A 21,487-nucleotide genomic window follows, 5' to 3' on the forward strand; every position below is an offset into this window, starting at 1 on the left:
GTACTGGAACTGATTGTCCTCTGGCTGATGTCATCGAACTCCATCCCCAGAATCTTTCGATAATTAACCATAAAAAAACTCCTTCTACACAAGTGTCATGCTTTTAAGCATGCCCCTTAAGTATACCGGAGGTATTTATCGTGAAAATATATGTGTGGCTCTCTACTCCGCAAAAGCTGGCTCTATCTTCCGCAATTGATGGTTTAATTTTACGCATACGTGGCTCATTCACTATGCAATATTCAATCATTTCTCTTTGGTATTTGAATAATTGACGAGCTAATCTTACTAATGTCACTAACCGGTTCCCATGTTATTTCAACTCCGCCACCATAATCCTCCTCCCTATAAAACTTAATATTAAACTTTAAAGGACCCATTGCATAAAATGGAAGGAAGTCCTTTAATGATGGAATATGATTTTCTACCAAAAATCTATAAGACAACTGAAATTGCTCATAGAATTGACCTATCAGTTTGCTTAATTGCTCATCGCTCCATACATCCCAAATATGATTTTGACTCTTATCTAGTTGAGTCCAATCGATATCAGGGGCAGGTAATAAATAATTCTTCGGATTAATCCCCGTTTCTTTAAATCTTAATACAGAAAGCATCATTCGTATCACTTCTTCAGAACTATAGTAAATTGAGTTATTTATTGAGTTGGCATATTGCAAAATATCTTTTTTCAAAAACAAATCAACTAATTGATCAGTAGAATGTTTATCCAGAGAAGGTTTTCTATCTGCTTTTTCGCCTGGCATTGAAAAACGTTCAAGAGGTAAAGTTTTCAAGGTTTTCTCTATTTGCGTAACAGTCATTTCTGGTGGCTCTATATCGAAAAGTGTTTTTTTATCAAAAATATCTTTCAGTTGTTTTTTTATAGAATAAAGTGCCACTTCTCTAGCAGAGTCTATACCCATATCAGTAGCCTGCAAATTTAGAAACCAATGGTTCCCACCATTAAAAGTCATTATTGGTATACTGACATCATTCCCTTTACTATCCTTCGTGTACATTTTGGGACCGCCTGCATACTCCTTCAATATTACTTCAGGTACTTCTTTATCTTCATTAGGAGTAAGTGAAAAATTAAAGTCAATTGCTGGTGTTTCGAAATCCATGCTTCCTTCTATTACTACTATCAAAGGAACTTTTATATCTTCCTCTTTTATTAAATACCAAGGGTAAAAATATCTTTTGATAGATTTAAAGTGACTTTCTATTATTTCTAAATAGCTATTTCGAACTTGTTTAAAATAGCTTATTGTATATTCTTTAGACCAAGTTTCTTTTAGCTGATTATTTAAATTGAACCTTGCCTCTAAACACTTTCTATATAAGTGTAAATTACTTTTTTCTAAATAATCAAAAAATATACTCTGTCTGTTATCTCTCTTTAACAATCCAGCTAAATAAATAAATACTTCATGATATGTATCATTATTATGGTATCTCTTCATAAATCTTACCAATTCTTCATCTGATTTTAGAGAGATATTTAGAGCGAAAAAGTATTCATGGAATGATGGGTGAAAGAAAGTCAGTTCACCATTATCTTCGATTATTAGTCCGGTATCCAGCAACTCCCTTTTAACTAATTCAATATTATCTCTTTGCAGAAATATACAAACAGAATCTGAAAATTCTACTCGTGTAGGCAACTCTCTAAAAGTCCGCTTAGCATATTCGGCTAATATTTGTTCCTTGGTTGATACATCGATTTGAAAAGGTTGGACTAATCCTTTTTGGTAATTCCTTTCCTCTATTAGGTATCTTATATAACTAGCGTATAGTTCAGCTTTATTCTTCGGTAGAGATGTACCACCAGTTATTTTTAAAATTGAAACAGTCATAAAAAGAAATAAAGGATTTTTTATAAGACTTCTTAGATTATTGTCTATATCATGAAATATTTTCCAACCCGATATATTTAGCTCTTTTTCAATATACTCGCGTATCATTTCATCATCTAATTTATCGATTACATATTCAGAGAAATGCCCGAAGAATTGCTTATAATAGTTCTCTTTTCTGCAAGTTACTAAGATATGTACATTTTTAATTTTAGATATTTTTATCAGTTCATCTACTAGTACATCTGATGATGATGTTACTTCATCAAGACCATCAACAAGTATTAGATACTTACCAGAAATCAAATCTTGCTCTACTTGTTTTTCGTTAATCGTTGGTATTGTGTATTTCAACTCTTTCGATATTCCTTCAACTATATTAGAATATGATCTTGTCCATTTTCTTGCATTTAATATTATAGGTACTTTATTTTTTTCAATTAATGGATTTTCAATCATATCTTTTGCTAACATGGATATTAAGTATGTTTTCCCCCCGCCAGGCTCAGACAATATAACAGCAGATTTCTCCATGTTTAGTAATTCAAAATACGATTCTAGCTTTTCCTCTTGTCTGTTTTCATTAGTAAATTTAAAAGTAAATCCTAAACCCGTGGTATTACTAGATTGTTTATTTAACTTTCTCAAAATCGTATTTTGCAGCTGTTGATTTAATTGATTGTTTAACATAGTTAGATATGGCTCATAGTACGGTTCATTAGTTTTTTCAATTATATCAATTCCAATATTTTTAAAATATTCTTTGTATAGATATAAGCTCACTGCTGAAAGCCTACTTGTTTCTCCCCCCTCTCCAACTTGTTTTAATAGAACAGCAACAGCATATCTATCTAAAATTAAAGGAGCACCTGATACTCCTTTATAATCTTTAATATCATCATCTTTACTTAAATCAATATTCCACTCTAAATTTAATATTTGGTAGTTTTCCGCATATTCTTCATTCTTTACTTGTAAATTAATAAAAGTGCCCATATCCCGTCTTACAGGAGGGTAACCATAGGTCTCACACTTCAATGAAGCATTAAACTTATAGTCTATACACTTAATCGGTTTAACACCTTCGACTACTTTCTCTAGTCTTAGAGCAATAATTTGTTGGTTTTTATACTCTTCATCGAGAATAATTGGTTCTACATCAATTTCTTCTACTTGATTATTTATATAAAAAAATAACTTTACAGGTTTCTTATTTTCAATGTAGTCAAAAATCGCGTGTGTTGCAGTCACTGCAACATCATTTGAAATTAAAAATGCAGTAGCCGTTTCTTCACCACATACTAACTTTGGAATGGCTTGCTTTATTTCATCCTTCATACGTATCCCCCTTATAATTTAACAATCGTTGCCTCAGTCCCGTCAGATACGCGCACTCTATAGTTATATTTTTCTTTCCAATTACTAAGATTTAAAATCTTTGAAGTATCTGTTTCATAATTAAATACTAAGGTTTTCGATTTATGTCTTTGATAGTAAAGAATTTTTGCCAATGATTCGAAGTCAGGGTGCCCGTGTTTATCACCATTAGTTGATATCAAAAATAACTCAGAATTTAAATTCTCTATGAGTTTTTTTGATATATTTTTTTTACTTCCATGATGTGATAATTTGACCAAGTCAAAGTACTTTTCTTCTAATTTAGAAATATTTTCTGAAATGATGTCAGAGTGAGCATCTGCTAAAAATAGTAACCTTTTACCGCAGTATTCAATTACAAACGAAATTGAGGAACCATTTGTTTCAGAATTATCGACTTCATCTATTGAATTTTGTAGAACAATATCTTCTATAGACTTTTCATTATAATTATTAACTTTTGAAGAGATATCACTTTCTACAACTTCATACTCATCTTGTCTAATTAAAAAGAATTCATAAGCATCATCGAAAATTTGTTCATCACTTAATGAAAAGTTGATTTTTTGTTTCCTAAGCTCTCTTAACCATGTGGTGGATAATCTTTTTAACTTATTTGTATTAGGTGATAATAAAGTAAGAGTATATTGATCTTTTATAATAGGACTAATGTTTTCGCAGTTTACTGCATTACCATTAAAAGATTCATTCCAAGAGTACCCACCTTCCAATATTAAAGCTGCTAGCATAGATCCTTGCTTTGCACTGATGTCCTCTTCACGAATTTCACTTTTATCCATTTTCTGCTGCAGAAAAGAACTTCCTAATACAACTTCATTACTTAATATTTCCATTTCTTTCTTTGTAATTTTATCAACTTTATCTTTTCCAAACTGCAAATGTCTATAACTATTATGCCAAATTTCTTTAATTTCTATAAAAGGTGCTTCATTGTTTTCTTTTATAAGTGATAACGCTCCTAAGATGTGATCCTGGTCAATATGTGTTATCACCATTAAGTCAATTGCTTCATTATTATTTGCAATTTTAATTAATTCTTTTTTCAAGAATTTTCTATAAGTGTCCACATAACCACAATCTATAAGGATATGTTTTTTGTTTTTTGACCCGAGTGATACTAAGAAACAGTCCCCATTCTTTGCTGGAAACATTTTCACTGTAATATGCATTTAAACCTCCTGGTATAAAAGTATTTTTCCATTATTTAAACTTTAACATATTAGGAAATTTGGTTTAATTTATCCAATCTTGTTAATGCTGTTTCTTAATGTCCAAAAGTTGATGGTATTGTTTGTCCATAAATTGACGGATATAATGTCCTTAATAACTCTGGAGAAAGGAAAAGACGCCTCCCTGTGTGTCGGCTATTACCAGTAGCTCGACGGGAGACGTCTTCCAAAAAAATATGATAATCGTCTCTGATTATACCATAGAAGAATGCGCCTCAAAAGGCGTTTTTCATCCGGTGCGCAGAAAAAGTTCCATGTCCTTGTTGTAGCCATATGGACTATAAGATCATCGGTTCACGAGAGCGAAAGTTGCGAGATGAAAGTGGAGAATCCCGTTGTTTTATTATCAGAAGGTTACGCTGTAAGCAGTGCGAAAAGATTCATCATGAATTGCCTGACCTCATGGTGCCTTATAAACGGTACGGGGCTGACATTATTGAGGAGGCAGTTGTTCCAACTACCCACCTGACGGTGGCAGTCGACGAATCGACCCTTTACCGATGGCGATTTTGGTTTTTCAACTTGGTGGATTATTGGCTCTTTATCCTTCAATCTCTTCTCGTTCAGCTCCAAGAACATGAGACTACAGCGGTCGACCTGTCCAGTCGTCAGCTGCCTGCGCACGAACGAATTGGACAATGGTTTGGCGTGGCAAGTGGATGGCTGGCAAAAATTGTCCGACCCATCGCCAACCACCATTTTTGGATACATACCCGTTCTGCCTTTTTGTCCACTCGTCCGTGAATTACACTTCAGTTATCTCATGAAGAAGGAGTGTACACATGGCTAGAACCAAAGCAGAAGAATTGGCAACCCAGCGCTTTCAATTGATTGCGCCGCTATTGAATGAGAAATTGGACGCTCAGGAACTGAGAAAACTTCGGGAGCAAATCTGTGAGAAAAACGGCCTCTCCGAACGCACCCTCCGGCGCTATGTCGCCCAATTTAAGAAAGAAGGATTTGAGGGGTTGAAGCAAAAACCGTATCGGGCGGTTCCACGAGAACTACAAGATCCTGTGGTGGAACAAGCGATCCAGTTAAGGCGAGAAGTTCCAAGCCGGAGCATTGCCTCGATCATCCAAATTCTCGAGTGGGATGGACTTGTTGGAAAAGGAGAACTTAAACGCAGCACATTACAAGAACGCTTGTCGAAGCTCGGCTATAGTGCGCGTCAAATGAAAATGTATCATGAGACCTCCGGCGCTGTTCGGCGTTTTCAGAAGCGACGCCGGAATGCCCTCTGGCATTCGGATATTAAATACGGCCCTTACTTACCGATTGGTCCCAATGGAACGAAGAAACAAGTCTACATGGTGGCTTTTCTGGATGACGCGACGCGCTTCCCCCTTCATGTGGCGTTTTATCCGATGTTGGATGCGCGGTGCGTAGAAGATGCTTTTCGCGAGTCCATTCGCAAGCATGGCGTGCCAGAAAGTGTCTACTTCGATAACGGGAAACAATACCGCACCAAATGGATGGCGCGAACATGCGCGAAGCTTGGGACTCGACTTCTCTATGCGCGTCCTTATTCCCCTGAATCGACTGGAAAAGTCGAACGGTTCAACCGAACCTTTGATGAATTTTTACAAGAAGTACGGCTCGAACACCCGCAAACGATCGACGAATTGAATGGCTGGACCGATGTATGGGTCAAGGAACGGTACGTCCACAAACCACACAGCGCACTAGCCAACAAGACGCCATTTGAAGCGTTTCGCAACGAATCTACGCAGATCCGTTCGGTTTCAGCAGAAGAACTCGCTCATGCATTCTTGCATGCGGAGACGCGAAAGGTCGATAAATCCGGCTGCATCAGCTTCCAAGACCGCAAGTATGAAGTCGGACTCCACTTTGTTGGATGCAAGGTCGAGATTACATTCGATCCACAGGATACTCGTGAATTAACCGTCGACTATCCAGGATACGATAGTTGGAAAGCGCGTGAGATGGTGATGTCTGAGAAAACGGGCAAACGGCCTTCGCTCCCCGAGAAGATGACCAAAGAACCGGCCGGTTCTTCTCGCTTGCTTCAAGGCGCCAAGAAAGTGAACGCAGAGCGCCAAGCGAGTGCCGTGACGCCGAGCCTACCGGCCGTCAGCTTCCGCCATATTGGAAAGGGCGGTGCAGATCATGTTTGAATCGTTTTTTGAGATGCGCTCAACCCCGTTCTCGCGTGACATTCCGACGGCCGACCTGTACGAATCCAATCAACTCGAAGAAATCATCGGCCGCTTGAATTATGCGGCAGACCGGCAATTGTTCGCCGTCATGACCGGTGAATGCGGACTTGGAAAGACGACAGCGATCCGCAGGTTCACCGATCAACTGGATTCTTCTCGCTATAAACTGCTTTATCTATCGGATTCTAAATTAACGCCCCGCCATTTCTATAAAGGCATGTTGGAGCAATTGGGGCTCGAGTCGAAGTTCTATCGCGGCGATGCCAAGCGCCAGTTGCATCGGGAAATCGAGCTCATGAAAGGCATCCACAAGCTGACGCCTGTCTGCGTGGTCGATGAAGCGCATCTATTAGACCGGGAGATGTTGGAGGAAGTGCGTTTTCTCTTGAACTTTCGCATGGATGCCCAAAGCCCGATGGCGCTTATCATGGTCGGACAAACGGAATTATGGGATCGACTTCAACTTCAGTCCTTTGCGGCGATCCGCCAACGGATCGATATCCAATTTCGCTTGCACCATCTCGACCGTGCCGAGACCGAACAATACATGATCAAGCATCTCGCCTATGCGGGAGTGGGGCGAGACATCTTTAGCGAATCTGCGATTGATGAAGTGTTTAACTATTCAAGTGGTGCCTCGCGCCTCATCAACAAATTGGCGACGCATTGCCTATTATTCGCAGCACAAAATGGAAATCGCATCATCGATGACCGGATGGTGAAGAAAGTAATCGAGGGAGAACTAGCTTAGTTCTCCCTCGTTTTTTCTCTATTCGTTTGGCCAAAGAAACCGTCAGGTTTGGGACAAAAAGAACCGTCAGTTTTTAGACAAAATCAGGCGTCATTAACAGCCAGGAAAAGAAACAAAGCTTCTACTTTGCACTATGTATAGTCATATTATCGAATTCACTTTTTAAAATAGAAAAGATTTTGGTGTCCCGAAATTCTCCTTTGATGCGTTCATTCTTTCTCAAAACGCCTTCGAAGGTCATGCCGGCTTTCAACATGACTTTTTCCGATCCGATATTGTCTAAATCGCACCCGCCTTCGATCCGGTTCAATTGAAGTACGTCAAAACCGTAATTCAGTACCTCCTGTAACGCCTCTGTTGCGATCCCCGCTCCCCAAAATTTGCGATTTAGCACGTAGCCTATTTCTGCTTTTTGATGTTCATTCGACCAGTCAACCAGCGAACAAGTCCCGATGACTTTCTCGCTTTCTTTATAGACAATCGCCCATACACCGCTTTGGCCATCTTTGTATCCGTCCACAGTCGGCTGAAGGAAGTTGGACAAGGTTTCTTCTTTTGAATCGTTCTTCTCCCAGGTCATGCGTTGCGCTACTTCGGGGTCAGAAGAGAATTCGAACACATCATCTAGGTCGTGTTGCGTTACTTTTCTTAATAGAAGACGATCAGTTTCGAAAGCAGGCATGTCTTTTAAGTGATTTTCAATTTTCATGGTGAACCTCCTTTGGTTTTAAATGAATTTTTTATTATAGTTAGTTCACTAATTCCTGAAGATTTTAGCCTGCCCACATTGGATTGCAAAGAGTTCTCGCAATGGAAAATAACATCGAACTGCGTAGGTGGATCGTATTGAGCCCCGTAACATCTGCCAATATTCCATTCTTGTATTGTATCTTTCAAAATCAAGGCAAACTGCTGGAAAACCATTGGCTCATCTTTCAAAAATTTGTTGAAGTGGTTAATTATTAAAAGGTATCTTTCTGCGCCTATCCATTCCAAATCATTCAAACATTCATTCAAAGCATCTAAATTAAAACCAAAGTAACTTGGAAAACTGAACTTTCCTGCAAACTCTTTTAACATTTCATCGTTACTCTGACAATTTTCACCATCTATCATGATGACTTCCACCCCTGGAGTTTGGCTCAGAAATTTTGAGATATGATCCTGTAGCGTTTCTCGCATACACTCTGTTATATAAACCTTAGAATAATTTGAACTCAATTCGAAATTAGGCCAGAACATTCGCTCAGAGCATCTCCTTCGTCCTTTTTATCCAGCAGTCCAAGGATTCATGCTTCATCCTTTTCTTCATCTTTAAGCCTTTTATTTTCTTCTTCCAATCGTTGAATTCTATTCTCCATTTCAGACTCGCGATTTCCCTTGGATTTCTGCATGCGGTCTATTCCATATAAGGCCAACACAATCCAAATAACCGAAAGTACAACCCAAATAATCGGTGGATCAAATGACATTGAAATCCTCCTTTCCAGCTTTAATGGCTAGACAATGTACTATTTACATTGTTTGAGGTTCAAGCTCATACTGACCGTCCTTGTTGTAAATCCCATATTCTCGTACATACGCATAGCTGGATTTTCTGCTTTTGCACTTAACCGGATTTCTGCATGCCCTTCCTGTTGAAAATGCTCAATGGCCGCATTCATCAATCGTTTTGAATGCCCCTTGCCGCGGTATGGTTGCCGGATATACAGTTCGTAGATAAACCCGATCGGCTTTTCAGTAAACTGGTCTTTTGTGGTGCCGACTAGAACCCAACCCAGGATTTCATCTTTCTCTTCTGCGAACAAATAAAATCCGCCTTTATCCAATAAAGGCTTAACCAAACTATCGATTTTTTCGTTAGAAGGCATCACTTCTCCTAAAGTTCCATCGTAAATAGCTTGCGGTGATAAGGATAAAATGGCGTTCAAGTCTCTGTGCTCTGCTTTTCGGATGTTCATTTTTAATGCTCCCTCCTTAGTGGGGCTATACTTGTTACACGATTTTATTTTCGAAAATGGAAATTCAGTATTTCCACAAACAAATTATTCATTTCTGTAGCGGTTTTTTGAAAATCCTGCCGATGCCACTCGATGATCATTCCCAAAATGGCATTTGCTTGATAAGCGCTGAACATATTCTTATTTTCCGCATGGTGTTTTTCATCAATGTCCTGATTCAACAATTGATTAACTTGATCAAATAACAAATAATAATACGCCATTGGCACGTATTTCGAGAAAATGATGCGGTAAAACTTTTTGTATTTCTCGACATGATGGAAGATCCGGATGGTGGAAGGATCCAGCTCATTGGACAGTAATATCTGTACATGCTTGTAAGGTTCCATATAGGAGTCCGTCAAATCTTTCATGATTTCCTTGAAATATTCTTCAAATAAATCTTCGACTTTTCCATAATGCATATAAAAAGTTCCCCGGTTGATCTTCGCTTCCCGGCAAATGGCTGTGACACTGATCATATGCAGCGGCTTATCCTTCAACATGCTGAGCAAGGCCTCTTGCAACGCCCCTTTTGTTTTGACGATACGCAAATCAATTTCCTTCACGTTTTTTCACCTCTTATCGGACATAATGTTCTTTTCTGTTGATTACTGAACAGTTCACTGTTTTTTGTCCATTGCAAACGATTACTTTGACAACATATAATTTTATTATACACATGTTCAATAAAATTGGAGGCGATAGAAATGAAATTAGAGGGAAAAGTAGCGATCGTAACAGGAGCAGCGGGCGGAATGGGTCAAGCCATCGCAGAATTGTACGCAGCTGAAGGAGCCAAAGTCATTGTGGCGGATTTAAACATCGAAGGCGCAGAAGCTGTGGCACAGAGAATCGTGGCAAACGGCGGCACAGCTAAGGCGTTGCAAGTTAACGTCGCAAAACAACAGGACATCGACACCATGATCGATACTGCGGTGAACGAATATGGCACCTTGGATATCCTCGTCAACAATGCCGGCATCATGGATAGTTTTGAACCAATCGGCGACATCACAGATGAAAAGTGGGACCTGATTTTCGACATCAATACAAAAGCAGTCATGCGCGCTACCCGCAAAGCAATCCCGATTTTTCTTGAACAAGGCAAAGGCGTTATCATTAACACAGCATCAACTGGCGGATTAAATGGCGCACACGCTGGAGCGGCTTATGGTGCGTCCAAACATGCCGTCGTTGGGCTTACGAAAAACACCGGTTATATGTATGCTAAAGAAGGCATCCGCTGCAACGCGATCGCACCAGGTGGGGTAGCCACAAATATTGCTTCTTCCATCACCAACTTCAATCAATTCGGTGCCAGCCGTACTCAGCCGGTTCAAGCTATTATGCCTCGTGTTGGTCAACCGGATGAAATCGCACAAGTTGCTTTGTTCCTCGCATCTGATGATTCGAGCTTTGTTAATGGCACCGTCATTACAGCGGATGCTGGATGGACAGCAGCATTTTAATCAACTGATCCAAGATTGGCTCGCTCAAAAAAGATTTCTTCTGATCAAGGTTATTGATTCAATTAAATGGCTGGCATACTTCCGGTATTTCCCCGAGAGTATGCCAGCCATTTTTAATCTCTTTTAGAATGTGTAAGTGCGGATTCCATATAGCAGACGCGCTTAATGACTCACGATCTTTCCTCAGCGGCAATCTACCTCTTTAAACAGGCTATCTTCAACATCCTTTAACTTCATCTGAATGAACTTTATTGAATTTCAATTGCCTTGCAGTTGATATGGCAGTCCATCATCGGAATAATCATTTTGCATTGATAAAGCAATACACCATTAATTTCGATATCCTGGATTGAAATATCGTGAAAAAAGAATGCTGATTCATTTGGGGATTGAGGAATATTCCCTTCCATGCCTTCTAACCAGGTATTGAAGCTTGCTAAAAAACAATCATTAAATATAACAGTTTGTACTTCTTCATTCAGGCCCATCGCTTTAAACTTCATTGTGACTACATGCTGTTTATTGTCATAAATTAAGTCTACTAATTGCGTATCGATATAATCAGTTTCCATGAGTTTCATTTCCATTTCTTTTCCGCTTAATCTCATCTCGATATCTCCAATCGATTTCCAGTAACACTTCAATGAAGCTGCAGAAAGAGCACCACAATTGACTGCGGCCTCATGTTCCAAAACCTTTCTCATTGAAGTATGATTTACCACTGTACGGTATCTTTAACTTTGAAAATTAATACTTAATAAAAGTAGTAACCGCATTATGCCTCATATAGTTTCGGTGGCTCAATTCCTCTATCCATTTCTTTGGATTGAACTGAAAGAATCCAAATCGATCTCGATACGTATAACTCCCAGCATTCACTTCAATATACTCTGGATCTTCCTCAAACTTTTCCCTATAAGCTGATAAAGCATGCTGATTCGGAACGCTATAAACCTCTATCACATCACCGATTTCCATATATTTTTCAAGGTAGGTTAAAAAGATCCGATTCCCTACTCCTTCTGCTACATAAAGATAGGGCAAAGAAAAAAGGCCTTGAACTTCTTCAAGCCATGCCTCATCTGCTTGTTGCACAGAGAAGAACATATAGTCTCCTTCAGTCCCATATTTCATGCGCTGATTATACTCTTCTATGTCTTGCGGGATGATAAACGGTCTTGAAGTTGCTAGAAAGGTGATTTCCGACATTTCCCCACTCCCTGATGAAAACGATTTAGTTGCTTGCAAAATGAGCCCATCTTATTCTAATTTAAATTATTTACTTTATACTGCTCTACGTATTCTTCATCATCCAATACTTCAATAACGTTTGATGAATACAATACAGAGCCTACGAAGTCGTTAATGTCCAAGCCTTTCATTTCATAAGTCTCCTCACTATTCACCGTAGCAGTGGCATCCTCCAAAAAGGTGACTTTATAGCCTCTATCAAAAGCGGCGATAGCTGTGAACATACAGCAATATTCCGTATTGAACCCCGAGATAAAGATGTGACTGACCCCCATACCTTCTAACAATGACGATAGATCGGTATTGAAGAAAGAACTTGGCGTTTGTTTTCCGATAATATGTTTTGCATACTTTTCTAACGAGCTATGCAGGTCAGAGCTGTCAGAATTTCTGTAGAGAGGGCTTTGTTCTTCCTCGTCCAAATGCTTCATAAAAATAACTGGATCACCATTGATTTGAAACTCTTTGATGGTTCTTTCGATCAATGACAATTCTTTTTGGAAGTTCCCTTTTTCCACTAAACCATTTTGCACATCAATAACTAAAAGTGCTCTCAAATTAAAACACCTGCTTTCTATAATGTTAATTCATCCTATTGCACAATGGATGAAATGTAGCTATAGATAAAATCTTCGTATTCGCGTTCACTTTAAATACAATCTAACAGTAACTTTTTCATTCAACAAAGCCCGAGTCATCCAATGGCCAGAAAACATAGTTTGTGCTGCCCACTATTTCTTTGATCGGTATCAGCCCAATGATTCGGCTATCCGTGCTGTTTTTTCGATTATCGCCCAATACAAACACATAGCCTTCTGGAATCGTTTCAAATTCTGTTATTTTTTCAAGCGAGAAATCTTCAGTGAATGTTTCTATGTCGCCATCATAAGGTTCTCTTTGTGCTTCTCCGTTTATTAGCAGCTGGCCATCCTTGTATGCCACATTATCCCCTGGCAATCCAATCACTCTTTTAATAAAGTCTTTTTCTTCTGTAGCATGAAAAACTATTATGTCGTATCGATCAGGCTCTCCAATCGAATAACCGATTTTATTTACGATCATTCGATCTCCATTTTCCAATGTTGGCATCATCGACTCACCATCGACAACAATTGGGGCAAAAAGAAAAAAGCGAACGAACCCTACTACAACAAAAGCAATGAAAAGTGCTTTTCCCCATTCCCATAGCTCATTTTTTTCCTTCTTTGAACGCGTCATCATTCAAATCCTCTCCGATTTGACAGTTTTTAAATGTAAGCAATCTGCTTTGGTTGATTGAATTGCTAAATGCCAAATGATCTAAATATAATTACGTTGTTTCTAAGTTTTTAATTCTTCATCGAAAAACAATAGCGCAGTAATTATCATTAACTGTTTTAAACCAAATGCTTGGAAAAGTGGATGCGTTCCCCTTCGTTCAAGTAGATTTCATAATGCTGCTTCTTATAAAATTCAATCGCATTCGTCCAGCTTTTATTTGTTTCCAGAACCACTTTTTCGTAGCCCTGTTGCTGTGCCCACGATTCTAAATGTTGGAGCATCATTTTGGCGATTCCGCCCCTTCTGTATTTCTTGAGGACAGACATTCGTTCAATTCTTCCGACACCAAGGGCTTCATATGAAACCGCTCCAGTCGCAATTACTTCTTTGTTAAAGACACAAACAAAAAACATCGTCTTCTCCCGGCTGTAACAGCTCAATATGTCTTTTAAATCAGGGTTGTAGGAAGGATTGATAAATCCGAAGCGCTCCTCTAAGCCTTTTAAAACGACTGCTCTCGCTTCGTTTTCGAAAGGTCCCGTAATTTGTTGTATCTTCATTTTTCTACACACTTCCGCTATATCCACTTATGCTCACATCCTACGAGTTTGTGCTGACTAGCTCTTCATATAAAACTCTGAAGCTTGATGCGAAACCAAGGTTCCAGTCTGCTTGCCTTCGACGATTTTCTTCATTTCACCTTTTTTATCGAAGTTGAAGATATTGACGGAGATATTGAAGTCTTTTGCCAACAGAAGCGCTGATTGGTCCATGACTTTGATGTTTTCTTTTAAGATATCGTCGAAATGCAATGTCCGATACATTTTCGCTTCACTGTGCTGATTCGGATCCAGATCGAATACACCGTCCACACCTTGCTTGGCAACGAAAATGGCATCGCAATTCGTTTCGATTGCCCGCTGGACGCTTGGGTAGTCAGTCGTCACGAACGGCTGCCCATTGCCGCCGCCGAATATGACAATGGAGCCTTTCTCCAAATGCTTCTTGGCTCGTAGCTGAATATACGGTTCGGCTACGGACGGTACCGGTATCGAAGTCATCACCCTGACGTCCTTAGTGGTTTTGCTTTTCAAAACGCCTCTCAACATCAAGCTGTTCATGATGGTGCCAAGTGTTCCGATGTTATCCGCTTCAACACGGTCGATATTCCATTGCTCCGCCAAGCTGCCGCGGAAGATATTGCCGCCGCCAATAACAAGTGCCACTTCGATGTCCATATCGGCAATGGAAAGAATTTCATCAGCGATATGGTCCAGCTTTTGATGGTCAAAGCTATCTCCACTTTCGCTTGCCAATGCCCCACCACTGAGCTTGATCAACACTCTTTTAATTGTTTTCATCTAGACACTCCTCCTGACAGCTAGCCACTAGCCGCTTTGAATTTTCACACTTTTTACATTATACTAATACCGCGCTTCTTTTTGATATATTTAATTACTATTTTGTAAATATAAAGAAATTCCCAGCATTTTTTAAAGTATGCGTTGAAAGGAGTGAGCTATCATCAGTATTGAAAAGACGGCAATTAACGTAATCCCAAGGCTTAAACAGATGGAAACTTTTCTTGGAGCAGCAGCCTCAAATCCACAGGCCAATAGAAAAGACTTATTCCTGGATACATTCAAGGTATCGAATCAGGAATTTGAAACGATGGCGTTTTTCGGTATATTCAATCTTGAAAATAAGATCGAAACTCTCGAGAAACAACTCCAAGAAATGCACTGTCTTGCTTATGAAAAGTTCATCAAAGACGAACTAACCCTTCTGCAATTGGAGTTTCCAGTATCAAAAGCGCTAGAGTTTGAATTGTTCATTCTAGACGACAAAGATCACTTTGTTAGAGAAAAACTCGGCGGCGTTTCAGCATTTACCGATTGGAACGGCAGACTTTTTTTCGCGGTGCTGCCCGATGCCCAAGTCCGCTCTATGCTGAAGTCAGTCATTACGCACGAGTACCATCATCACTGGCGAACTTATGCCTTAACTATTACAGAGCACAATCAAACTTTGTTAGACCGGTTAATATTGGAAGGCCTAGCAGAACATTTTGTGAAAATCAGGTTGGGCGATGACTATCTTGGCCCTTATAAAGATGCACTCACGGAAAAACAAGCCCGAGTCCTATGGGAGACCAATTATCACCCTAATCGCAATGAAGTGGGCGAAAAAACAGATGTCTATATGTTTGGCAGCAAAAAAGAAAATATACCTTTTTGGGCCGGTTATGCTATTGGTTACTATTTGGTGAAATGGTATTTAGAAAAAAATGAAGGTAGTACGATAGAAGATATGACGTCACTCCCTAGCAATAGTTTTATAGTTTAGTTTTAGAAATGAAATAACCAGTTCTCAAGATGAGGCTTATCCAAATTAAAAAGACAAGAAATTCATTTTCGAATTTCTTGTCTTTTCGTATGTGTAATTTCGTTTACGTGGAAACCTTAATGCCATAAAGTTAGAGACTAAAGTTTTTCGATTCATATTCTTTTCCCCATGTACGTTGACAGCACTCGGTAACCCAGCTTTTCATAAAGTTCATAAGCATGGGGATTGGTCCCGAACACGTTTAGCCCCATGGAAGTTACGCCGCGATTTCGCATGTCTTCCTCTAGTTTCTGCAATACCGCTGTAGCAATCCCCTTTTTCCTATACTCTTCTCCAACTAAAATATGATAGATGTAAGCTTTGTTCGTACTGGGCTCGATATTGTACCAAAGGGAGCCAACTACTTTATCTTCTTCCATTGAGACAACATGACAAACTGATTGTCCCTCTGTATCTTGTTTGTTTGAAAACAGTTGTGACATCAAATCTTTTGATTCTTCCATCGCTATATTCAATGGAATCATGTAGTTTTCCGATAAGTCTTGCGCATAATCAGGGATCAAGAACGCCATAAACTGATCGAATTCTTCTTCTGACATCGGTCTAAACTTTAGGTTCATATCTTTACCTCCCAGTCTTCAATTATTGTAAATAAATAACTCTACTTGGAAAGCATACCATTACTTTCCTTGCCATCCCTCTTAAAGACAGCAAAAATAGTAGACTCATTCATTTATTGTGCTTTTTCCATTTTAAGTATATACTCATGTTAATAAAAGTTAACCGGTTAAGAAAGAGGTTATAAAAATGAAACAACAATCTATTTTCATTCTTGAAACGTATGAGCAATTAAAAGTCATCAGCGATCCACTTCGGACAAAAATGTTGATGTACTTAGTCGAACAACCGCACACAGGACAGATGTTGGCCCAGGAACTAAACCTTTCGCGCGCCAAAGTTCTCTACCACCTTAGGGAGTTGGAGAAATACGGCATCATCCAATTAGTGCGCAAAGAAGAACGCGGAGGAAACATACTCAAATTTTATCAAGCTGTAGCAAGAGGATTTATACCAGCGGATCATTTGCTTACGTATGTAGAATCCAAAGAAGCTACTCGTCAGTCCTATTTAGAAGTGATCGACAGAGCAAAAACCCGCGTTTTGACGGCACCAGATGAATCGTTCGAACTTCAGTCGTCGAATGTAGAAGAATGGAATAACCTTTCTATCCAAACTGAATTTAGCGTCAGCGAGAAGAAGTTTATAGAATTCACCAAGAAGTACCGTGAACTTCTAGCTACGCTGGAAGAAGACAGTGACGAGCCTGATAAGAAGAATTATTATTTGATGTCTACTGCTTTCCAAATCGAAGACTTATTGTTTAAAAAGAACGGCAGCTGACTGAAAGGAGAAGCATATGGCAATGAATCATGGAGTTGAATCATCGTTGCAGGAGAAATCTGTTTCTAGTTTGTTCGGCAACCGTTCATTCGTTTTTCTTTGGCTTTCCAGTACGACTTCTTTTCTGGCATTATCAACCTACCTTTTTGCGGAACAATGGTACATCATCACTGTTTTGGAAAAAGAAAGTGCACTGGGCATTGTTATGATGATGACGATGATTCCTCGAGTTTTATTTATGATGATTGGCGGTGTTTGGGCAGACCGGTTCCGGCGTTCGCGCATCATGTTGATTTCCAGCCTAGTGCGTTGCCTGTTAGTGCTTGCCATGATCCTGCTATTGCAGCTCAGCTTGCTGGAACTATGGCCGCTGATCGTCTTCGCCCTGTGTTTTGGGATTGTCGATGCGTTCTTTTCTCCTGCAAATACTTCCCTGTTGCCTGCTGTGGTTGCGAAGGATGTACTTCCACGGTCGAATTCATTTATCCAAAGTTCCAATCAGATCGCTCTTTTTTCCGGTCCTATGCTAGGCGGTTGGATTCTCTCGATCGGTTCTTTTAGCTTGCTGTTTACAGTTATTGCTGGATTTTTATTGCTGACACTTCTGTTCTCATTTTTCATCAAAGAAGAAAAAAGAACAGCTCCGGTCAGTAAAGCTTCAATGAAATCAGAGCTCAAAGAAGGCTTTTCTTATGTATGGGGCATGCCGTTTTTGAAAAATATGCTATTGATTTTGATCATCATCAATTTTTTCTTTTTTGGTCCGCTGTTAATGGGGATACCTTTGCTCGTAGATAGTGTACTCAAAGGACAAGTATTGGACTTAAGCTTTCTTCAAAGTTCGTACCAAGGCGGAATGCTTATGGGAGCGGTGTTGGTGGGCATTTTGAATCTGAATAAAAAACGTGGGTTCAGCATGCTGGTGATGATTGGAGTTCTGGGGCTCTGTTTGACTTTGTTAGGGCAGATTGGCTTTCTGTGGCAAGGAATTGTATTGCTTTTGGTTATGGGAGTATTATCTTCATTCATCAACGTCTCTCTCATTTCCATGATCCAGGCACAGTCAGATTCCACGAAAATCGGACGCGTCATGAGCTTGGTCAATGCGTCCTCTAATGGACTCGTGCCTTTGTCGTATGCCTTTGTATCGTTAGCTCTTGTCATGCAGATTACGATTTCCAATATCATGGTGCTTTCTGGAATAGTCATTCTTATAATTGCTGCTCTATATCTTGCAAGCTCTAAAGTGATTAAAGAAGTTCAGTGAATCCTTTACAAATACGAAGTCAATTAAACGAAACAGAACCTTCGTCTTTCCATTTCACTCAACTACTTATCATCAAGTTTTTTTCAAGTCCATCTATATCCATTCTTTTGGATAAAGTTAATGTCTTTCTCATAATGCTCTAAATGGCCATCTTTTATCATATTTTGAAATGCTATATCTCCAGCTTCAGCTTTTCTACGGATCGTCTTGCACAAACCTTCTAACCTCAGCACTACCATTTCCAAGTAGTTTTCTGCCACTTCTTCTCCGTAGGCTTCAAAAAACAGTTTTATTCGCTGTTTAATCCGCTCATCCTGAGTGGAATCATCATGGACTAGTTTTCCATTTGAAGATGCCAAGTGATATATAGACAAAGGGATGCAAGTATAAAGAGTGTAAACAATATCCCATAGTCTAGGTCCTGGCGCAGCATTGTCAAAGTCAATAATGCCTATAGGCTTCTCATTGTTAAAAATGATGTTATACACGGCAAAATCATTATGGCATATAACTTCATATGGACGGGGTGTATGATCCAGCGGCTTCCAATCCTCATTAAACGAAAAATCACTTACCGAATCGTGATAGAGCCTCAGCATTTTTGCTATTTCTTTTAGCGCTTCATCTGACCACATATATTCCTTTAGCGGATAATTACCAGCTTCGCCTTCCATATACGTTAAAATCTCTTTCCCATTCTCTACACCCACTACTTGCGGCGCGTGCTGAAATCCTTTTTTCTCTAGATGATTCAGAAGCAGGTGAATTCGAAAACTCTCAGGCTTTAATTCACGATGAACGGTGTTCCCAAACCGATACACGTCTGAGACATTGCCTGCACTTAGTTTTTCTCCATCCTTTTTAGCGGACATACGTTCACCTCCTCACTATTTTCACTTATCATATCAACTGAAATTACTTAACTCTTCCCAATACAGTTGATACCTTTCCCAAACCGGCGGAACTACCAGGCCTGTTCGATTCATTTCCTTCAATTCTTCAACTCGGACCCATTTGGCATCACATACTTCCCCCGGCTGTAGAGTTAGTTCATTGATTTCAATAGTTCGATGGCTTATATACAAATAGCTGTCCAGAAATGATTTGCCCTTCGACCTCTCACCCAAGTATTGAAGATCAGCTGCAGTCACGACTATTCCCGTTTCTTCAGCGAGTTCTCTGACAGCACCTTCCACGCTGCTTTCCCCTGCATGTACTGAACCTCCTGTGCTTTCCCAAAGCAACTGGAACGGTTTGGCAGCGTCTCTTTGAGTCATCAACATGCGGCCGTCTGCATTAATCGTATAAACCTCCACAACCACGTGAAATTCATCCGATTGAAGCTCCTCTCCGCGCGTATGTAATTTATTTAACGGTTTTCTTGAAGCGTCTACTAGATCCCACAACTCCATCCTGTGTTCCCCCTATGGTCTTGTACAATAGAAACTCATATTCTCGCTTTACTTGTGAATTGGGTTACCGATATTCAAGTACTTTCAGCTAAAAACTTAACGACTATTCCTTCATAGTGTGCTTTACTTTTTCCGCTTCTAAAAGATCCTTGCAAATGTATCCGACAATATATTCTCTCTTTGTCTTTTCTTCAATATCGTGATTGTCCACTAATTCAGTTATGAGTCGTTCTATTCGTTTCCACATTTCTGTATTTTCATATTTAGTATAAGGATGCGTCATTGAGCTACTCCTCTTCGATTTCTATATTCACTTTACCATTTCATTTACATTCTGGACATTCGGTGAAATCTAATCAAAAACAATTTATAATCATAAACTTGCATTATTCGCCGCTAATGTTTTACTTTCAGCCTTTTTGCCAAATAGCCCAGTATACACAAGCAATGTGCCAAGCATCAGGATAAGCCCCATATATACGGACATCATCGTTGGAATCAAGTAAGCTCCCAGAATGATCGTCGAGCGGGCCATTAAGTCGGCACCGCTAAATGCGATACCGGAAAACGCTGAGTAAGAGCCTCTTTTATCTGTTGGCATCATATTCGCCTGTTCCGCATTTCGGATTGGTGAGTACATCAATTCCCCAAGTGTTGCAATTACACTGAAAAGAAGCAGCAAATACCATGAATTAGCCGAAGTCATGACGATATAGCCGACACTGTAAATGAATAGCCCATAGAGAAGGACCTTTTTCTTATTGAACCGATCCGTGATTTTATTAATCAAAAAGGTAAAGCAAACGACCAACAGCATGTTTTGGATATTGAGTATGCTCAGCATCCGAACGCCGCCAATTTCAAATCCTTCAATCGAAATGGGTTGAAAACTCTCTGCCAATCGAACGCCAATATAACTGTTTAACGAAAACTCGGCAGCGAAAATGAACATTGACCCGATGACCACTTTTACGAAGGGCTTGTCTTGAAATGCCACTTGATAATTTTGGAGCACATCGAGAAATACATTTTTATGCTGCTTTTCCAAGCGACTGGCTTGTAGGTCTTCGAGCCAAATTGCATACGCTACGGGAAGGCATGCCGATGTTATAGATAATAATAGAAATAATTCGATTTGATGGTTCATGTACAATAACCCGCCCAAAGCCGCTCCAACAGCTAGCGATAAATTGACTAACCAATAATCGATTGCATAGACTGCTTTGCGATTTTCCGGAGTGGTCGAGTCGATAATAATCGCATGGATGGCTGGCCTTCCCAGGCTGCTCGTGATGATATAAGCGATATAGGCTGAAGCAAACAGCCAAATCCAATTAGTCTCCGGCACTAAACTGATTGTCATCGCGCCAAAAAACACCGCACTTAGCGAAGAAGTTACCATCAGCACTTTCTTTCTTGGCAAGCGATCGGAAATATAGCCGCCCACTAAATTAATCACAAACCCGATGACGACCGTAAATATCAAGAACATTCCCGCCGCCACTTTCCCTATTTCTTCTGCAAAAAACAGCGCCATGAACGGCATAACTGCAGAGGATACCGCCCGATTGAAAAAAGAAGTAATGAGACGCACTTTGATGTTCCGTGGATATTCTTGCCATTTCATATTGAATTCCCCCTCCATATTCTGTATATTAAAC

25 protein-coding genes are annotated in these 21,487 nt (G+C 39.6%); 7 read left to right on the forward strand and 18 right to left on the reverse strand.

All coding sequences use genetic code 11. The features are described from left to right. Positions 1–242 precede the first annotated feature (242 nt). A complete protein-coding gene (locus tag KTG14_RS04415; protein ID WP_216969725.1) occupies positions 243–3,197 on the reverse strand; it encodes an NACHT domain-containing protein in 2,955 nt (984 codons plus the stop codon). Positions 3,198–3,208: 11 nt separating this feature from the next. Then, entirely contained in the window at positions 3,209–4,426 is a 1,218-nt protein-coding gene (locus KTG14_RS04420) for an MBL fold metallo-hydrolase (protein ID WP_216969727.1), read from the reverse strand. A 291-nt stretch (positions 4,427–4,717) separates the two neighbouring features. Here KTG14_RS04420 and KTG14_RS04425 point away from each other — a divergent pair, with 291 nt between their 5' ends. The 3 genes from KTG14_RS04425 to KTG14_RS04435 are packed head-to-tail and all read left to right on the forward strand — an operon-like array spanning position 4,718 to position 7,417. Beyond that, positions 4,718–5,230, forward strand: coding sequence for a DUF6431 domain-containing protein (locus KTG14_RS04425; RefSeq protein ID WP_308461977.1), 513 nt, complete (start codon positions 4,718–4,720; stop codon positions 5,228–5,230). Between the two features lie 38 nt (positions 5,231–5,268). Next, positions 5,269–6,624 carry a DDE-type integrase/transposase/recombinase gene (locus KTG14_RS04430; protein WP_216969729.1) on the forward strand — a complete coding sequence of 452 codons (1,356 nt, stop codon included), beginning with the start codon at positions 5,269–5,271 and terminating at the stop codon, positions 6,622–6,624. Next, complete coding sequence (locus tag KTG14_RS04435) at positions 6,617–7,417, forward strand: ExeA family protein (protein WP_216969730.1); 801 nt, start codon at positions 6,617–6,619, stop codon at positions 7,415–7,417. Before KTG14_RS04430 ends, KTG14_RS04435 begins: the two co-directional genes overlap by 8 nt. Positions 7,418–7,538: 121 nt before the next feature. Here KTG14_RS04435 and KTG14_RS04440 read toward each other — a convergent pair whose 3' ends face one another. The 5 genes from KTG14_RS04440 to KTG14_RS04460 all read right to left on the reverse strand — a co-directional run bounded on the left by KTG14_RS04440 (position 7,539) and on the right by KTG14_RS04460 (position 9,986). After that, on the reverse strand, positions 7,539–8,126 hold the full coding sequence (locus KTG14_RS04440) for a GNAT family N-acetyltransferase (protein WP_216969731.1): 588 nt from the start codon (positions 8,124–8,126) through the stop codon (positions 7,539–7,541). Continuing rightward, complete coding sequence (locus KTG14_RS04445) at positions 8,123–8,533, reverse strand: barstar family protein (protein WP_216969733.1); 411 nt, start codon at positions 8,531–8,533, stop codon at positions 8,123–8,125. Before KTG14_RS04445 ends, KTG14_RS04440 begins: the two co-directional genes overlap by 4 nt. A 173-nt stretch (positions 8,534–8,706) precedes the next feature. Continuing rightward, a complete protein-coding gene (locus KTG14_RS04450) occupies positions 8,707–8,889 on the reverse strand; it encodes a hypothetical protein (protein ID WP_216969735.1) in 183 nt (60 codons plus the stop codon). 39 nt (positions 8,890–8,928) lie between these two features. Beyond that, the gene (locus KTG14_RS04455; protein ID WP_216969737.1) at positions 8,929–9,378 is read right to left on the reverse strand and encodes a GNAT family N-acetyltransferase; all 450 of its coding nucleotides are present in this window, start codon (positions 9,376–9,378) and stop codon (positions 8,929–8,931) included. 44 nt (positions 9,379–9,422) lie between these two features. Then, positions 9,423–9,986 carry a TetR/AcrR family transcriptional regulator gene (locus tag KTG14_RS04460; RefSeq protein WP_216969738.1) on the reverse strand — a complete coding sequence of 188 codons (564 nt, stop codon included), beginning with the start codon at positions 9,984–9,986 and terminating at the stop codon, positions 9,423–9,425. A gap of 141 nt (positions 9,987–10,127) precedes the next feature. Between KTG14_RS04460 and KTG14_RS04465 the strand changes: the two genes are divergently transcribed. Beyond that, positions 10,128–10,889 carry an SDR family oxidoreductase gene (locus tag KTG14_RS04465; RefSeq protein WP_216969739.1) on the forward strand — a complete coding sequence of 254 codons (762 nt, stop codon included), beginning with the start codon at positions 10,128–10,130 and terminating at the stop codon, positions 10,887–10,889. 248 nt (positions 10,890–11,137) lie between these two features. Here the strand turns inward: KTG14_RS04465 and KTG14_RS04470 are convergent, their stop codons facing one another. The 6 genes from KTG14_RS04470 to pyrH all read right to left on the reverse strand — a co-directional run bounded on the left by KTG14_RS04470 (position 11,138) and on the right by pyrH (position 14,761). Next, positions 11,138–11,581 (reverse strand): hypothetical protein, encoded by a 444-nt coding sequence (locus tag KTG14_RS04470; protein ID WP_216969740.1) that lies wholly within the window; start codon positions 11,579–11,581, stop codon positions 11,138–11,140. A 55-nt stretch (positions 11,582–11,636) separates the two neighbouring features. Next, on the reverse strand, positions 11,637–12,098 hold the full coding sequence (locus tag KTG14_RS04475) for a hypothetical protein (RefSeq protein ID WP_216969741.1): 462 nt from the start codon (positions 12,096–12,098) through the stop codon (positions 11,637–11,639). 56 nt (positions 12,099–12,154) lie between these two features. Next, positions 12,155–12,697 carry an isochorismatase family protein gene (locus tag KTG14_RS04480; RefSeq protein ID WP_216969742.1) on the reverse strand — a complete coding sequence of 181 codons (543 nt, stop codon included), beginning with the start codon at positions 12,695–12,697 and terminating at the stop codon, positions 12,155–12,157. 118 nt (positions 12,698–12,815) lie between these two features. Continuing rightward, positions 12,816–13,358, reverse strand: coding sequence for a signal peptidase I (gene lepB / locus KTG14_RS04485; protein WP_216970159.1), 543 nt, complete (start codon positions 13,356–13,358; stop codon positions 12,816–12,818). Between the two features lie 158 nt (positions 13,359–13,516). Then, complete coding sequence (locus tag KTG14_RS04490; RefSeq protein ID WP_254177999.1) at positions 13,517–13,960, reverse strand: GNAT family N-acetyltransferase; 444 nt, start codon at positions 13,958–13,960, stop codon at positions 13,517–13,519. A 57-nt stretch (positions 13,961–14,017) separates the two neighbouring features. Beyond that, entirely contained in the window at positions 14,018–14,761 is a 744-nt protein-coding gene (gene pyrH / locus KTG14_RS04495) for a UMP kinase (RefSeq protein ID WP_216969746.1), read from the reverse strand. 211 nt (positions 14,762–14,972) lie between these two features. Here pyrH and KTG14_RS04500 point away from each other — a divergent pair, with 211 nt between their 5' ends. Beyond that, positions 14,973–15,746 (forward strand): DUF2268 domain-containing putative Zn-dependent protease, encoded by a 774-nt coding sequence (locus tag KTG14_RS04500; protein WP_216969747.1) that lies wholly within the window; start codon positions 14,973–14,975, stop codon positions 15,744–15,746. A gap of 152 nt (positions 15,747–15,898) precedes the next feature. Here the strand turns inward: KTG14_RS04500 and KTG14_RS04505 are convergent, their stop codons facing one another. After that, complete coding sequence (locus tag KTG14_RS04505) at positions 15,899–16,366, reverse strand: GNAT family N-acetyltransferase (RefSeq protein ID WP_216969749.1); 468 nt, start codon at positions 16,364–16,366, stop codon at positions 15,899–15,901. 187 nt (positions 16,367–16,553) lie between these two features. Here KTG14_RS04505 and KTG14_RS04510 point away from each other — a divergent pair, with 187 nt between their 5' ends. Both KTG14_RS04510 and KTG14_RS04515 read left to right on the forward strand, forming a co-directional pair. Continuing rightward, positions 16,554–17,147 (forward strand): ArsR/SmtB family transcription factor, encoded by a 594-nt coding sequence (locus KTG14_RS04510; RefSeq protein WP_216969752.1) that lies wholly within the window; start codon positions 16,554–16,556, stop codon positions 17,145–17,147. Positions 17,148–17,163: 16 nt separating this feature from the next. Further along, positions 17,164–18,414 (forward strand): MFS transporter, encoded by a 1,251-nt coding sequence (locus KTG14_RS04515; protein ID WP_216969753.1) that lies wholly within the window; start codon positions 17,164–17,166, stop codon positions 18,412–18,414. Between the two features lie 83 nt (positions 18,415–18,497). Here KTG14_RS04515 and KTG14_RS04520 read toward each other — a convergent pair whose 3' ends face one another. The 4 genes from KTG14_RS04520 to KTG14_RS04535 all read right to left on the reverse strand — a co-directional run bounded on the left by KTG14_RS04520 (position 18,498) and on the right by KTG14_RS04535 (position 21,453). Then, the gene (locus KTG14_RS04520; protein ID WP_216969754.1) at positions 18,498–19,286 is read right to left on the reverse strand and encodes a phosphotransferase; all 789 of its coding nucleotides are present in this window, start codon (positions 19,284–19,286) and stop codon (positions 18,498–18,500) included. A 33-nt stretch (positions 19,287–19,319) separates the two neighbouring features. Then, on the reverse strand, positions 19,320–19,826 hold the full coding sequence (locus KTG14_RS04525) for an NUDIX hydrolase (RefSeq protein WP_216969756.1): 507 nt from the start codon (positions 19,824–19,826) through the stop codon (positions 19,320–19,322). Between the two features lie 103 nt (positions 19,827–19,929). Further along, a complete protein-coding gene (locus KTG14_RS04530) occupies positions 19,930–20,109 on the reverse strand; it encodes a hypothetical protein (RefSeq protein WP_216969757.1) in 180 nt (59 codons plus the stop codon). Between the two features lie 90 nt (positions 20,110–20,199). Further along, complete coding sequence (locus KTG14_RS04535; RefSeq protein ID WP_216969758.1) at positions 20,200–21,453, reverse strand: MDR family MFS transporter; 1,254 nt, start codon at positions 21,451–21,453, stop codon at positions 20,200–20,202. Between the last annotated feature and the right edge of the window lie 34 nt (positions 21,454–21,487).

The sequence above is a fragment of the Planococcus sp. CP5-4_YE genome, assembly GCF_019042655.1.
Taxonomy (GTDB): domain Bacteria; phylum Bacillota; class Bacilli; order Bacillales_A; family Planococcaceae; genus Planococcus.